The 14,075-nt window shown below is 48.2% G+C and carries 10 protein-coding genes; 2 read left to right on the plus strand and 8 right to left on the minus strand.

The window, feature by feature from the left end; all coding sequences use genetic code 11:
• Positions 1-247 precede the first annotated feature (247 nt).
• From HJG54_RS01160 to HJG54_RS01180, 5 genes are all read right to left on the minus strand, one after another.
• Entirely contained in the window at positions 248-595 is a 348-nt protein-coding gene (locus tag HJG54_RS01160) for a slr1659 superfamily regulator (protein ID WP_036000984.1), read from the minus strand.
• Positions 596-624: 29 nt separating this feature from the next.
• Entirely contained in the window at positions 625-1,206 is a 582-nt protein-coding gene (locus HJG54_RS01165; RefSeq protein WP_316432877.1) for a DUF6272 family protein, read from the minus strand.
• Positions 1,207-1,281: 75 nt separating this feature from the next.
• A complete protein-coding gene (locus tag HJG54_RS01170) occupies positions 1,282-2,871 on the minus strand; it encodes a PP2C family protein-serine/threonine phosphatase (protein ID WP_316432878.1) in 1,590 nt (529 codons plus the stop codon).
• Positions 2,872-2,996: 125 nt separating this feature from the next.
• Complete coding sequence (locus HJG54_RS01175; protein ID WP_316432879.1) at positions 2,997-3,758, minus strand: MinD/ParA family ATP-binding protein; 762 nt, start codon at positions 3,756-3,758, stop codon at positions 2,997-2,999.
• Between the two features lies 1 nt (position 3,759).
• On the minus strand, positions 3,760-4,581 hold the full coding sequence (locus tag HJG54_RS01180) for a PAS domain-containing protein (RefSeq protein WP_316432880.1): 822 nt from the start codon (positions 4,579-4,581) through the stop codon (positions 3,760-3,762).
• A 483-nt stretch (positions 4,582-5,064) separates the two neighbouring features.
• Here HJG54_RS01180 and HJG54_RS01185 point away from each other — a divergent pair, with 483 nt between their 5' ends.
• Complete coding sequence (locus HJG54_RS01185) at positions 5,065-8,766, plus strand: NB-ARC domain-containing protein (RefSeq protein WP_316432881.1); 3,702 nt, start codon at positions 5,065-5,067, stop codon at positions 8,764-8,766.
• Here HJG54_RS01185 and HJG54_RS01190 read toward each other — a convergent pair.
• Together HJG54_RS01190 and HJG54_RS01195 are read right to left on the minus strand one after the other, a co-directional pair.
• Entirely contained in the window at positions 8,723-10,276 is a 1,554-nt protein-coding gene (locus tag HJG54_RS01190) for an AAA-like domain-containing protein (RefSeq protein WP_316432882.1), read from the minus strand. The two genes, HJG54_RS01185 and HJG54_RS01190, sit on opposite strands and share 44 nt — an antisense overlap.
• A gap of 709 nt (positions 10,277-10,985) precedes the next feature.
• Positions 10,986-11,180, minus strand: coding sequence for a DUF4278 domain-containing protein (locus HJG54_RS01195; protein ID WP_316432883.1), 195 nt, complete (start codon positions 11,178-11,180; stop codon positions 10,986-10,988).
• Positions 11,181-11,473: 293 nt separating this feature from the next.
• On the opposite strand from HJG54_RS01195, the gene HJG54_RS01200 reads away from it, so the two are divergent.
• The gene (locus HJG54_RS01200; protein WP_316432884.1) at positions 11,474-12,085 is read left to right on the plus strand and encodes a peptidoglycan-binding domain-containing protein; all 612 of its coding nucleotides are present in this window, start codon (positions 11,474-11,476) and stop codon (positions 12,083-12,085) included.
• A 282-nt stretch (positions 12,086-12,367) separates the two neighbouring features.
• Here the strand turns inward: HJG54_RS01200 and HJG54_RS01205 are convergent, their stop codons facing one another.
• Complete coding sequence (locus tag HJG54_RS01205; RefSeq protein WP_316432885.1) at positions 12,368-13,984, minus strand: 2-isopropylmalate synthase; 1,617 nt, start codon at positions 13,982-13,984, stop codon at positions 12,368-12,370.
• Positions 13,985-14,075: the final 91 nt, after the last annotated feature.

Consider the following 14,075-nt stretch of genomic DNA (forward strand, 5'->3'; position numbering starts at 1 on the left):
GGATCAAGCCGTACCAATGGTTGCGGAGCTTTAGATTCACTTTATAAATTAGCTCTAAATCCCCCATTCTAGAGGATTGCCCCGAATCGTTGCTGTTCAAAGTTCTGTCACTAGTGGGGGATTATAGCCATGCATCCATCTCAGAAAAGGGGATGGATGCGGACGACGAAATCCTTTTGAAATAGCTTCTTATAAGCCAAGGTGTTGCTTATCTTCTCCCAATCAATCGTCTACTTGCCAAGATTTATCAATCGATTAACTCAATCTGAATTGCTGGCATTAAACGTTGTAGATTTTGTAAGGATCGGGTTTGCCAAGAGATGTTTTGATTTCCTCGAATTAAGATTTGAATATCTTCATATTGTCTCGCTTTCATCACGAATTTAGATAACATTTGAAAGCCGGAGCTATTCAACATTCGCAATTGCTGAAGATTTAGCGTCAGTATTGATAATTGCTGCTCAATCAACTGATTGAGTAGTTGGGTAATGGGAGCATATTCTTCTGTCCCGTTTAGGAGGAGTAAGCCTTGAAAATGGACCGTTGCCGTCGTTGCGTCGTATTGAACACTATAGTCTTTCGTCTGAATTTCCATCACTTACCCCTTAGCAAGGACACAAGAGCCTAGATTGTCAGTTGTACCATTGTCATCACGGTAACACTCTCTGGGGAATCCTGAATAGGCTCCAGTTTCCAACCAATTGCGGCTGAGTAGTCATTGATCATGGTAAGAATGCCGAGTCCAGCCGAAGAATTGCTTTCGTCTAGCGCACTTTTTTCTAATTGCTCTGTGTAAAGCTGATTCAAATCTGAGGTGAGCAAACAACGAATAAATTTCTGAAGTTTGTTTTTAGAATCAGCAGAGATACTATTCGTTGAAACAAACACGAGCCGATCGCTTAGGAGGTAGAGCGTCAGGCTAATCGGTAGATGCAGCGCGTCATCTGTGAATTTCATGGCATTTTCCAATAATTCATTAGCAATATAGCAAATGGTGCTTTGAATCTCCTCTTGCCGTTTGGTGATGTCAATTTCGCAATTGTCATTAGGAAAAAAAGATAGCAAAAAATCTGCCATAAAGTTGGCTGACAGACCGTTGTTGCGCCAGCGCTGTTTAAGCGGCACTGAACTCGGTGAAAATTGAATGCGCAAGTATTCCTGGCTGGGAGGAAGATTATCTTCAAAGTCTCCAAAGATTTCGGACATACCTATTTAGGATTTTAAATCGATTTTTATTAACTCATGGATGTCGTTCTATCACGATTGGTTTTTACCTTCTGGTTATTTTTGTTTTAGAACTAGCAGGGTAATGTCATCGTGAACAATTTGGTTGCCAATGTGACGCTTCACATCGCGAATGACGGCCTGTTGAATTTCCTGAACCGATTGCTGCCAGTGCTGTTGTACCACGGTACAGAGCCTCTCTATTCCGTAACATTCTTTTTCGTCATTCAGGGCTTCGGTAATACCGTCAGTGTAGAGAACGATGCCATCGCCAGGATTGAGGTAAATATTAGTTTGAGCGATCAAGTCAGTAATGTCAGCTTCTAAGCCCAATGGAAAGCCCAAGGAAAGGGTATCAATCCGCTCAATCTTGCCATTATCTCGCACTACGATCACTTCTTCGTGCTGTCCACTGAGCTGAATCATGCCATCCTGGTAATCGAGCAGGGCAAGCGTGAGGGATTTATCACACCCCATACGCTGGATATTACTATGAATTGTCTGATTCAGCGTGTTCAAAAACTTGACTGGATCCGATTCGTTGTGAGTCAAGAGGGTGCGAGTTGCCGTTTGAGCCATCAACATCACAACGCCGCTCTCTAATCCGTGACCTGTGACGTCTCCGACACTGATTTTGACGGCATCATCATGGCTGAGGATATCATAATAGTCTCCTCCAACTTCTGCGGCTGGTTCCATAAAGCCCGCAATTGCCAATCCCGGAATTTGATTCAGTTCCTGTTCTTTGGGCAACAGCATTTGCTGAAGTTTACGGCTAACGGCGAGTTCGGCACTCATGCGCAGATTTTCAGTCGTTAATTTTTGATTCAGCATCATAATTTCTTGATTGGCTTCTGCTAACTCCCGTTCCGCTTGCTTGCGATCACTCATCGCCTGCCAAATCTGCTTGAACATTTGGTAGAAAGCGGCAATGACATCTCCGAGTTCATCGCGACGGTTTACGACAGCGGAGTAGAACCTAGGCATTGGCTGATCGGCGCTGACAGCGTCTCCCGCTGCAATCAAATCTTGCCGCAGACGCAAAATTGGTGTGATCACAGTAGCGCCTAGCACAGCCAACGTGGTCAACGTTACGACCACAGCAATGATCAGCACCAGCCCTGCGATGCGAACCACAAACGCAGAAACCTCTGCACCTACACTAGCGGCATCGTGTCGCAGGATCAGCAGGTAAGGTCCGCCAAAGTGGGGAATTGACCAAGCGGCATCATAATGGGTGCTCTTGGGAAAGAACCGATCGCTAATCTCAAAATCCATCGGATTGCCAGTCATTGCCTCGGCAAAGGACAGCTCAGGTTGTTCCCCGAAGCTGCCAACCAATTGTCCATTCTGCCTGTATAACGCGCCGCCCTGAATCATACGTAGCATCGGATCTTGCTGGAGTTTCTTGACTTCCGCTAGGAACCTATCTGCAGATGCCTGGGAATAGGTGGTAGCAATCCAGAGTACCTTACCAGACGAAACCTGTCGGATTTGGGTCAGCATCTCCCGCTCTCGTCGTTGCACCGAAGGAATTAGGATGATGGCTTCAATCAAAATCAAGCTGAGAAACACCCAAAACACGATATGCCTAGAGAGCCGTGCAGTCAGTAAATTGGATAGATCATGGAGATTGCTGGAGGTCATTGATCAACTGTTGCGCAAAAGCAAGCTATGGTGATTAGTGATTAGTGATTAGTGATTAGTGATTAGTGATTAGTGATTAGTGATTAGTGATTGCAACATTCCGATTCTGTATCTAGGCATTCAGGTCATGGTCCGTTCATGATCTGGGTTGCTACCTGATGCAGCGTTTGTGTGAAGGGGTGATTCGCATGTTGCAAGTAGAATAATCCACTGCTGCCCAACTCAATCATGTCCTCTGATAACGGAAAAATACCGGCTACAGTGGCGTTATACGTGGTCTCAACTTTTTGCTGCAACGCTGCTCGATCAAGCTTACTCAAGACTTTGTTGATCACCAATGACAGCTTGCGCACCTTCAGTTGGCGTGCCACATCGATGGTGACAGCTGTTCCCTGAAAGTCTTGCTGATCGGGTCGGAGAATCAGGATTAGCAGATTGGAAACGGCAATTGAGAGTAGCGTCTCTCGACTCAATCCTGGATGGGTATCGATAAACAGGTAATCCAGCTCCAGTTCTTTAATCAACTGCCGAAATCCGTCATTTAACAAGCTGACGTTGTAGCCTTCGCTGAGAATTCGTGCAATCTCCTCGGCATTGACGCTAGCAGGCACCAGAAACAGTCGTCCGGTTGTCTCAATTTCTAACTTAGAACTGACATCATAGGCGGTGTCCTGAATCGGACAGCGATCCCATAAATAATCGTTCAGTGTCTGATCAGTCGAGTGCTCGTCAATGCTAAACAGCGTGTGAATGCCTGGAGATTGCAGATCGGTATCTACCACCGCGACCCGATTTCCTTGCAGGGCAATTGCAGCGGCCAAATTGGCTGTCAAGTTTGACTTACCTGTGCCGCCCCGATAGGAGTGGATGGCGATGATTTTTGGCATACTACCAATCCTCGTCCGGATATCGCAACTGTTCTACCTCGGCCTGCAATTGTTGAAAATAATCAGTTTGGATAATTTCAGCCACCTGTCGCGCCCGTTTAGCGTGATCGATCTCGATTTGCATATCTCGGACCTGTTGCTTCAACGCCTCTTCTGCTAATTTGCGTTCAGTAATATCGTGCAGGGCTGTCAGGAGGGTTGGCTCTTGATTGAAGGTGAGCTGCCGCAGAGATGCCGCCACCCAGAACAGGTTGCCATCCGCTCGTCTACACTGCAGCTCAAAATTTTGCACCGAGCCATCCTGTTTAACCGCTTCTAGCAACCTGTAGCGTTCGTTCGGGTCATGGTAAAACTCTAGCGATCGCTGGTGCAGCAACTCCTCGGCTGTCCGGCCAAACATCACACCAGCCGCCGTATTAGCATACAAGATAGTACTATCCTCGACGCGGCAGATCATAACAGGGACAGGCGTTGCCTCCGCAATCGTGCGAAACCATTCTTCGCTCTGTCGTAGCGCTTCAATTGCCGTATGGTGCAGTTCAGCTTCAACCGAATCCGAATGTTCTGCCGTCGCTTCCAACAGAATTTCTAGGTCAGTTTTCTCTTGCTTGAGAGCAGACAATTCGCGCCTCAAGGCGGCAACTTCAGCCCGTAATTCAGTCAGCTCAGGCTCAGCTCCAGAAAGCTGAAAGCCAAATGGAAATGCTTCTGATCCGCCATTAACGCTCAAGCAGTTTAAAGGTGGGGGGCTTACCAGTAGAGACAGTGATTCAGTATTAATTGAAGTGATCAGCCGAGCAGTTGCAGGGAGGCTTTGAGGCATAATCGGCTCCAGTAGATGTGGGCGTAAGCGATCGTGACTTGATTTTGAGACTAGGGCAGTTAAAGCAGCATGGAATTGAACTTCCATTTATCCTTACTCTCTCAAGCTTGCACAATGGCGATCGATTTTGAAAGATCAGTGTGAATTGATCAGGGGCAGACAAAACTGATCTTGACAAAATCAACAGAATCGGGGTTGCCCTCTAAGCGCTCAGCCAATAGTCAACCAACATTTGAGTTGAGGCTAATTTTCCGCAAACCAAGATCAGCGTAGGATCAGTTGGACCGAGTAAAACTGATCTTGGCAAGCCCAAGCAGATTATGGTATTGCAAATAACTCCAAAATTTGGCAGATCTATTTAAAACAGAAGGTGTCACAGAAGCAGCCTAGCGCTCCTGCGCTTATCAGCCAAACCTACCGATATTCTCAGTTCAAACTCCAAAATCAAGATCCAAAATCAAGATCCAAAATCTAACTATCGTCGTGACCACACTCAAAGCTTCCTCTCAAGGACTCGCGAAAATTAAGCAAGCCAGAAGCGAAAAAGGTTGGGCAGTCAACGATTTTCGTTGGATTGAAGCAGCAAGTGAAATCTTGGGTTCGTCCTGGATAAAGGATGGCGTTTTAGCAGCCGGCATCTCAGAAGGTACCTGGAAGCGATTCTTGGCTGGAAAGTCACCCATCAATGCAGAGGCATTCAAGGCATATTGTCAAGTGCTAGGGATCGCCTGGGAAGAGGTGGTGGAGCAGGGGAGTCCTGAGGACCATAAGGTGGAAGACGGAGAAGACAAGAATTCCCCCTTTTCCCTATCTCCCCCATCCTTGCTTCAAGACTGGAACGAAGCTCCCGATGTCTCAATCTTCTACGGTCGTCAAGCAGAGCTGGATACGATGGCTCAATGGGTGATGCAAGAGAACTGTCGCCTAGTAACGCTGCTGGGCATGGGAGGGATTGGCAAAACCTCGTTGGCCGTGAAATTGGCAAAAGCGGTGGTAGAGGGTGGGGCAGGCAGAAAATATAATCATCCATCCACTCAACTGCTCCGCAGAAATCAGCTCCCACCCATCGCCCCAACTGCTCCGCAGAAGCAAGCTACGCCCCATTCCCCCATGCAAGCCATCATCTGGCGCGCTCTCCGCAATGCACCTCTGGCTGAAGAACTGCTGGCGGATCTGCTCCAAGTGCTATCACACCAGCAGGAGACGGATTTGCCCACGCATCTGGAGGGCAGGCTGACGCGATTGTTGCACTATTTGCGGGCGTCGCGCTGTTTGCTGATTCTGGACAATGCTGAATCGATTTTGCAAGCAGGCGATCGCAGTGGGCGCTACCGTCCTGGATATGAGGGCTATGGGCAACTGTTACGCTGTGTGGCAGAAACCCCTCATCAAAGTTGCTTGATTCTCACCTCACGGGAAAAGCCCTATGGCCTCAGTGCCTTTGAGGGAGAAGCGCTACCCGTGCGTTCACTCCAGCTTTCCGGTCTGCCAGACACCGATGGACGAGAGCTATTTAGCGACAAGGGCAGCTTTACGGCAACGGCAACCGAATGGCAGACGCTGATCACTCGTTACGCTGGAAATCCGCTGGCGCTGAAGATCGTTGCTTCTTCGATTCACGATTATTTTGATAGCAATATTTCGTACTTTTTAGAGACTACAAAGCAAGGTACCTTTCTATTTGATGATATTCGAGATCTGTTACATCAACAATTCCAGCGATTGACCAAGTTGGAGCAATCAATTATGTATTGGCTGGCAATCGATCGCGAACCTGTGACGTTGCCAGAACTGCAGGCTGATTTTGTCACACCAGTTCCAATTCGCGAATTGCTAGAATCGCTCAATTCGTTACAGCGGCGTTCACTAATTGAGAAAAATGACACTCGCTTCACGCAGCAGCCCGTTGTGATGGAGTATGGGATCAATCAGTTGATTGAGCAGGTCTGTAGGGAGTTGATTGATCAGAATGGAGATCTGTTCATCAGCCACGCTCTCATCCAAGCTCAGGCAAAAGACTATGTGAGAGAAACTCAGTCGAGCTTAATTCTGCAACCTTTGATCGATCGGCTCATCGCAGAACTAGGAAGCACGGCAGCTATGGCAGCTCGTTTGAGCCAAATGCTCACTCAACTGCGGGGCAAACCTGCCAAAGCAACCGGATATGCTGCTGGCAATGCCCTGAATCTACTGCATCAAGCAGGCGTGGATTTAACAGGCTTTGATGCCTCTTATCTGACGGTTTGGCAGGCTTATTTGCAAGGGATTCCGCTCCATGATGTCAATCTAACAGGCTCTAATATATCCCGCTGCGTGTTTACAGAAACACTGGGAAATGTATTATGGGCAGCGTTTAGCCCTGATGGGCAACTGCTAGCAACCTGCGGCACGGATTGTGAGGTGCGGGTTTGGGAGGTGGCATCAGGCAAACTGTTGCTGATTTGTCACGGACACGCCAACTGGGTTCGCTTTGTGGTATTTAGCCCTGATAGCAAAACGTTAGCGAGTTGTGGAGCTGATCGCACTGTCAAACTCTGGACAGTGCAAGACGGCGTTTGCATTAAAACGTTGATTGGACATGAGCATGAAGTGTTTGCGGTGGCGTTTAGTGCCGATGGAGAAACCTTAGCGAGTGTAAGCGGCGACCAAACGGTGAAACTGTGGGATGTTCGCAATGGCTATTGTCTGAAAACCTTCACAGGACATACGGATTGGGTGCGTTCGGTTGCTTTTAGTCCAGATGGAGGAACTCTAGCCAGCAGTGGAGCTGATCATACGATTAAACTCTGGGACGTGAAAACCGGAACCTGCCTAAGAACTTTAACTGAACATACAGGCTGGGTACGATCCATCGTTTTTAGTCCTAATGGGCAATACTTAGCAAGTGCTAGCAGCGATCGAACGATTAAACTGTGGAGTTATCATGCTGGTGAATGTTTGAAGACCTACACTGGGCATCAAGGTAGCATTTACTCGATTGCCTTTAGTGCTGATGGCAACCTATTAGTGAGTGGTAGTGGTGATCGCACTGTAAAATTGTGGGACTGCAACACAAATACTTGTATTAGAACGCTGTATGGACAAACCAATGAAGTTTGCTCTGTAGCATTTAGTTCAGATCAAAAAACGATTGCCTGTGTTAGCCTCGATCAAACGTTGCGATTGTGGAATTACCACAGCGGACAATGCTTGAGAACCTGGTATGGGCATACCGATTGGGCGCTTCCAGTTGCCTTTAGTCCAAATGGAACGCTTTTAGCAAGCGGCAGTAACGATAAAACAGTGCAGCTCTGGGATTGGCAAAGTGGAACTTACCTCAAGACACTGCGGGGGCACACTGATCTCATTTACGCTGTTGCCTTTAGTCCAGATGGTCAAACCCTAGCCAGCGGCAGCACTGATTGCACGGTGCGGTTGTGGAACACTACAACAGGAGAATGCTTTCAGGTCTTGCAGGGACATACCGATTGGATTGATGTTGTTGCCTTTCATCCGGATGGACAAAGGCTTGCCAGCGGGAGTGCAGATTGTACGGTACGGCTATGGGATGCTCAAACCGGACAATGCCTCAAAACATTGACTGGGCATACTGAGAAACTACTGGGAACGGCATTTAGTCCCGATGGGCAGCACCTTGCTAGCTGTGGGGTTGATCAAACAATCAAGCTTTGGGATGTGGAGTCAGGCAGTTGTCTTAAAACACTACAAGGACACGGCAGTCGAATTTGGTGGGTGACGTTTAGCCCCGATGGAAAGCTGCTAGCCAGTTGCAGCACCGACGAAACGATAAAACTATGGGCTATCCCCACCGAAAAATGTCTCAAAACCCTAACCGGACATACCAATTGGGTGTTTGCAGTAGCATTTAGCCCTGATGGTGCTCAGCTTGCCAGTGCGTCCCATGATCAAACCATAAGAATTTGGGATACTCAAACAGGAGAATGCTTACAGATATGTAATGGGCATAATCATCTTGTATCGTCGGTTGCTTTTAATCAAGATAATCAAACAATTGCTAGTGGTTCTCAGGATCAAACCGTAAGAATTTGGAATGTTAAAACAGGAGAATGCCTTCAAGTACTAATTGCGAAGCGGTTGTATGAAGGAATGAAGCTGACAGGCATAAGTGGATTAACAGAAGCTACAATCGCAACCTTACAAACACTTGGAGCAATTGTTGAGTGATCCCGCTCCAGGTCTGCCAAATTAACACCCCAGATATCCCCCCTAAAATCAGAAGCATCAGAGCAAGCACCGTTAGCCCAATGGCACCCCATCGAATCATTCGATTCGCGCGAGCTTGGGCAGCGATGAGAGCTTGATTCGCCTGTTTTAGGGCAGCCAGTTCCCACTGCATCCGCTGCTGTTCCAGTGCTTGACTGGCGGTAAAAAACCGATATTCCTGATTACTTAAGCTCCTGCCTTCTATCCAGTGTTGAGCGGCCTGAAGGACTTGCCCCCGGAGCAGGTGAACTTCATCCTGGTAGCCAGACGCGACCCATGCTTCCAATTGAGCAGCATAGGGGCGTAATGTCTGTAATTGCTTGCTTACCCACTCCAGATTGAACACCTCTGCATAGATGCGGCTAAACACGCGCAATTGCCCCTGTTGCTTCACTACTAATCCCGACAGCAGCAATTCAATCGTTTCAGGAGAATCATCCGCAGGAATGCTGCCACATTGCAAGATCTGACGGTAGAGTCCCAGCAGTCGGCTAGCTCGTTGTTCATTGCTGAGTAATCGATCGCGAATTGTCCTTAGATGTGGCGGTTCATCTTGGGTCGCCCAGTTCTCGATGATCCGCGATTCCACAATGGCAGCCACCCGATCGGCAATCGCTCCATGCTGCGTCAATATCTCCCGCACCAGTTTTTTTAGAAATGGAGCATCTACTTCAGGTATCATCCTCTTATCTTCTGAGTCCTGCAGTTCCCTATCTCCAGCTTGTGCCACCAGTTGGCACAATTTCTGTGTCAAGAACGGTTGCCCCCCTGTCCAATTGAGAATTTCTTGAAGAATTGCTTGAGGATTCTCAAACTTATCTACAAATCCTACCTCTAATGGCTGTACTTCCGATAGGTGAAATCCAGTTAGCTCGATTGCTCGACCGATATTAAACGGAGTACGCTGACGATCGGCGATCAAATCAGATGGTGACGCAACGCCCAACAAAGCAAAGGTGAGACGATGGTGTTGATGGCACGAGCGAATCAAGGCAAAAAAGTCGTCCGTGTCAAATGGCAAACTGAGGATGCTGTCAATTTCATCGAAAAAGATGACAATTGGCTTTTGAATCAATGCTGGCAGTACCGTCTCCAGTAACTCACCCAATCGCCCTACTGGGGAAAAGTCTTGGCGTTCTGCCAACCATTGCCGCACATTGATGTTCAGTTGAAATCCCCGCATCAGCCGCATGATCATATCTGCATACCACTGGTCTGGGGTAATGCTGCGGTTGCCGATGCCGGAGAGATCAATCGTTGCACAGACAATACCCTCGCCTTGAAGCCGTTTCGCTACCTGTGCCCGTAGGCTTGACTTTCCCATTTGCCGACAGTTTAAGACATAGCAAAATTCACCAGATCTGAGAGCGCTGAACAGTTCATCGTCGGCTCGCCGTACTACATAACTGGGAGCATCAACCGGAAGACGACCACCTACTTGATAGTGGCAAGGGGAGATTGGCGTTTGCATAGGTTGATCGTTGAAGGAACGCAGATAAAGAGGAAGGCAGAGATAAATACTATCCCTCTAGATGACTATTCCTCTAGATTAACGAATCAAGCAGATCCAGGATAAGCTATGTCCGGATGGGTGTGATACTAAGGAGAGCAGTAGGTGAGGGGGTGAGGGGGAGAGAGGTGAGGGGTGAGGGTGTTGACTCTAAAGCGCTCGGGTTAGTAGCACCAACTAGGGGTAATCAATACTTGATATAAAATTGTGCTTGATAGGTCACCTACTATGATCAAACCTATCAGCCCCAGCAAAGACACACAGATCTGATCAAAATGCTGATATCTCCATTTCATGATTGTTAGCCCTGTTTAAATAGCTGTGGTGCGTCTGAGACATATTCATTGGTAGGGTTGACTGCGATGTTGATTGTGATGTTGACTGTGATGTTGAGCAAGGCACCCAGATCGATAGCACCAATCCCAACAAAACCAGCGTGAATGCCACTTCTAGTAGATAGACTTTGCGGCTATGATGAGTGCTAGCTTGATAGTCAGCGTGATGAGTCTGGGTTAAATAGTCTTGCTCCAGCAATGCCCAAGGTTCGCCGCCCGTTGACCATAAGTTGAGCAGTCGATCTGGAGTATACGATTGGTTTAATCCCCAATGTGAAGGCTTCATGACAAAAACTCCTTGCCTATTCATACGTCTGTGCTGAGATGAAGGTGATTTAGCGAAACCCAGCATAAGGAACGCCGCGATACTGAAGTTGAATCACAGTCTGAAAATTTTGTTCAACCTTGGGCAATCGAATCAAACAACTAGCTCCGCGATATATACCATTCGCCTGCTTCGTTTCAATGGCAGGGATAATCGCTTCATATTGATTCATTTCATATTGAGCAGAGCGATAAGTGAGTTGCATGGTGTTCTCCTGCAGATCAATGGGTTGTTCATGCCTCAGTTATAGGACTAGAAGCAGAACCTAGTCGATACAGAAAAGTTAAGGACTTGCGAAGGAACCTATTAGCCTACCCTAAGTTTCTAAATCTCCTTAACTTTTCTGTATCGACCCTGAGCGATTCAATTTCTATAACAGGACTATGTATGATGCGAGTTCACAAACCAAGATGCACTCGCGGAAAGCTTTAAATCCTGTGGATACAGAGGCGATTTAGAGCGATCGAAACCTGTAAAACCTACATAGAGGAATTTCCCATGCATACCACAAATTCTGCTTCATCTCGTGCCCTTGCCGTTTTACGGCGCAATAGCACTGGCGATGATGTTCGCTTTTTGCAAGAGCAGCTGAATACCGTTAAATTCTTTCGTCCTGATTCCAAGCTCCCTCTGTTGGCAAATGACGGCATATTTGGTCCAATTACTGAATCTGCGGTTAAGTCTTTTCAAACCACAGAGCGTATTCTGGTGGATGGCATAGTTGGAATTCAAACATGGTCAGCCTTATTTCGGATCGTGGTTCCCATTACAAAATACGCATTTAATGTCCACCCATTTCGCGTTAATTTTGCACCTGGTACAAGCTCAGCGGTTTTGGGAAATGCGGTGATACGGGGTGATCGAGACGTTTATATCCTATGGGCTAGGACTGGGCAAAGAATGCAACTCCAGATGAGTTCTCCTGAGAACAATGCCGTTTATGACCTTTCTGATCCCGTTGGAGGTGTGCTGCAACAAGAGGCAAGACAGGGAGACATCATTTTGCCCATGTCCCATGATTTCCAAACCGGTTACTACTATATCTCAGTTGGCGGAACCCGCGGAAATGCCAGTTATCAGTTGCGGGTCGAGATAAGTAGAACAACATAATTAAACATAAACCCAAAGGAGGTGTTGTCGCCCGAAGAGCGACAACACCCTGATCTTGGTTTTAATTAAGTTGAATTACTTAGTTTAGGTTCTAACTGACACTGGACAAACGGAAGAAGCGGTCGTGTCTGCGCCATTGCTGGATGAGCAACATCAGCGAATGACCGGATCGTACCAGTGAGCAAATCGCAAATTTAGGCCACCTGGATAGGTGGCCTAAATTTGTGGAACTAGCGCAATATTCAAAAGGTGTTCTGTACGCGAGTGCGTTATCCGACGGGATCAACCAACCGGCTGAGCCGCATCATGCTGAGGATGCAGCACCTTACCGCTTTGCAGACTAGCCGAGAGGCGATTCAGCGCACTCATGTAGGCCATTGCCGACGCCACAATAATATCCGTATTGGCGGCATGACCTGAGAAAATCCGGTCGTTGTGCTTGAGCCGAATCGTCACTTCTCCTAACGCATCAATCCCGGCTGTGACTGACTGCACCGAGTATTCAATCAACTGATTTGGCACGTTCACCACTCGGTTGATCGCTTTGTAGACCGCATCCACCGGACCCGTACCAATTGCGGCATCCATCAGTTCTTCACCATTTGGGGTGCGGATGATTACGGTGGCGGTAGGACGGGCATGATCACCGCAAGACACCTGCACATGCTCCAGCTTAAACAGTTCTGGGGCCTGTTGGGTTTCGTCGTTCACAATCGCTTCCAGATCGCGGTCGGTGATTTCTTTCTTCTTGTCGGCCATTTCTTTAAACCGAAGAAAAGCCCGGTTCAGCTCTTGTTCGCTTAGCTCAAAGCCCAGTTCCTTCAAACGAGTGCGGAAAGCGTTACGGCCCGAATGTTTGCCCAGCACGATCTGGTTATCGTTCAAGCCAATCGATTGGGCATCCATGATTTCGTAGGTCAGCTTGTGCTTCAGCACCCCATCCTGGTGAATGCCAGACTCATGGGCAAAGGCATTGGCTCCGACAATTGCTTTGTTGGGCTGCACCAACATGCCGGTCAGGTTCGACACCAAACGCGAGGTTTTGTAGATCTGGCGGGTATCGATCCGAGTCAGGGGTGCTTCCGATTCAGGCGGACGGCCCAAGAAGGGATTGAAGTATTGCCGCCGCACATGCAATGCCATCACCAGTTCCTCTAACGCCGCATTGCCAGCCCGCTCGCCAATGCCGTTGATGGTGCACTCAAGCTGCCGTGCTCCGTTTTTAATCGCCTCTAAAAAGTTGGCGACGGCCAAGCCCAAATCGTTGTGGCCGTGGACGGAAATAATCGCCCGATCAATATTGGGCACATTGTCCTTAATGCCTTTGATCAGCGCTCCAAATTCAGCCGGAGTGGTGTAGCCGACCGTATCCGGAATGTTGACTGTGGTAGCTCCAGCCGCGATCGCCGCTTCTAGCACCTGATAGAGAAATTCAGGGTCCGAGCGTCCGGCATCTTCGGGCGAAAACTCGACATCATCGACAAAGGATTTGGCATAGGCTACCATTTCGGGGGCAATTTGCAGCACCTCCTGGCGCGTCTTCTTCAGCTTATATTCCAGGTGAATATCCGAGGTGGCAATAAAAGTATGAATCCGGGGTTTGGCAGCTGGAGCCAGGGCCTTGGCAGCGGCTTCGATGTCTTGCTTGGTAGCTCGCGCCAATCCACAAATCGTAGGGCCATCGGGCGTACCAACCTGTTGAGCAATTTTAGTAACGGCTTCAAAGTCACCGGGGCTAGCAAAGGGAAAGCCCGCCTCGATCACATCCACTCCTAGTCGGGCGAGCTGCCGCGCAATCGTCAGTTTTTCTTCCACGTTCAGGGTGGCTCCGGGCGACTGTTCGCCATCGCGGAGGGTGGTATCGAAAATGATGATGCGGTCGCTTGCCTGGGTGTTCATAGCTATTAAGTGAAGTGAGTGTTAAGTGAAGTAATATCAAATCCGGTCGGTCCGCCTTACGTAGAGGCGTGTTGGCAACACGCCTGTACAA

The sequence above is a fragment of the Leptolyngbya sp. NK1-12 genome, from assembly GCF_032598965.1.
Lineage (GTDB): Bacteria > Cyanobacteriota > Cyanobacteriia > Elainellales > Elainellaceae > Elainella.

Excerpts from the sequence above, each read along its gene's own strand:
- HJG54_RS01205 (WP_316432885.1), bottom strand. The coding sequence starts at position 13,984 with ATGAACACCCAGGCAAGCGACCGCATCATCATTTTCGATACCACCCTC.
- HJG54_RS01175 (WP_316432879.1), bottom strand. The coding sequence starts at position 3,758 with ATGCCAAAAATCATCGCCATCCACTCCTATCGGGGCGGCACAGGTAAG.
- HJG54_RS01165 (WP_316432877.1), bottom strand. The coding sequence starts at position 1,206 with ATGTCCGAAATCTTTGGAGACTTTGAAGATAATCTTCCTCCCAGCCAG.
- HJG54_RS01180 (WP_316432880.1), bottom strand. The coding sequence starts at position 4,581 with ATGCCTCAAAGCCTCCCTGCAACTGCTCGGCTGATCACTTCAATTAAT.
- HJG54_RS01170 (WP_316432878.1), bottom strand. The coding sequence starts at position 2,871 with ATGACCTCCAGCAATCTCCATGATCTATCCAATTTACTGACTGCACGG.
- HJG54_RS01200 (WP_316432884.1), top strand. The coding sequence starts at position 11,474 with ATGCATACCACAAATTCTGCTTCATCTCGTGCCCTTGCCGTTTTACGG.
- HJG54_RS01195 (WP_316432883.1), bottom strand. The coding sequence starts at position 11,180 with ATGCAACTCACTTATCGCTCTGCTCAATATGAAATGAATCAATATGAA.
- HJG54_RS01190 (WP_316432882.1), bottom strand. The coding sequence starts at position 10,276 with ATGCAAACGCCAATCTCCCCTTGCCACTATCAAGTAGGTGGTCGTCTT.
- HJG54_RS01160 (WP_036000984.1), bottom strand. The coding sequence starts at position 595 with ATGGAAATTCAGACGAAAGACTATAGTGTTCAATACGACGCAACGACG.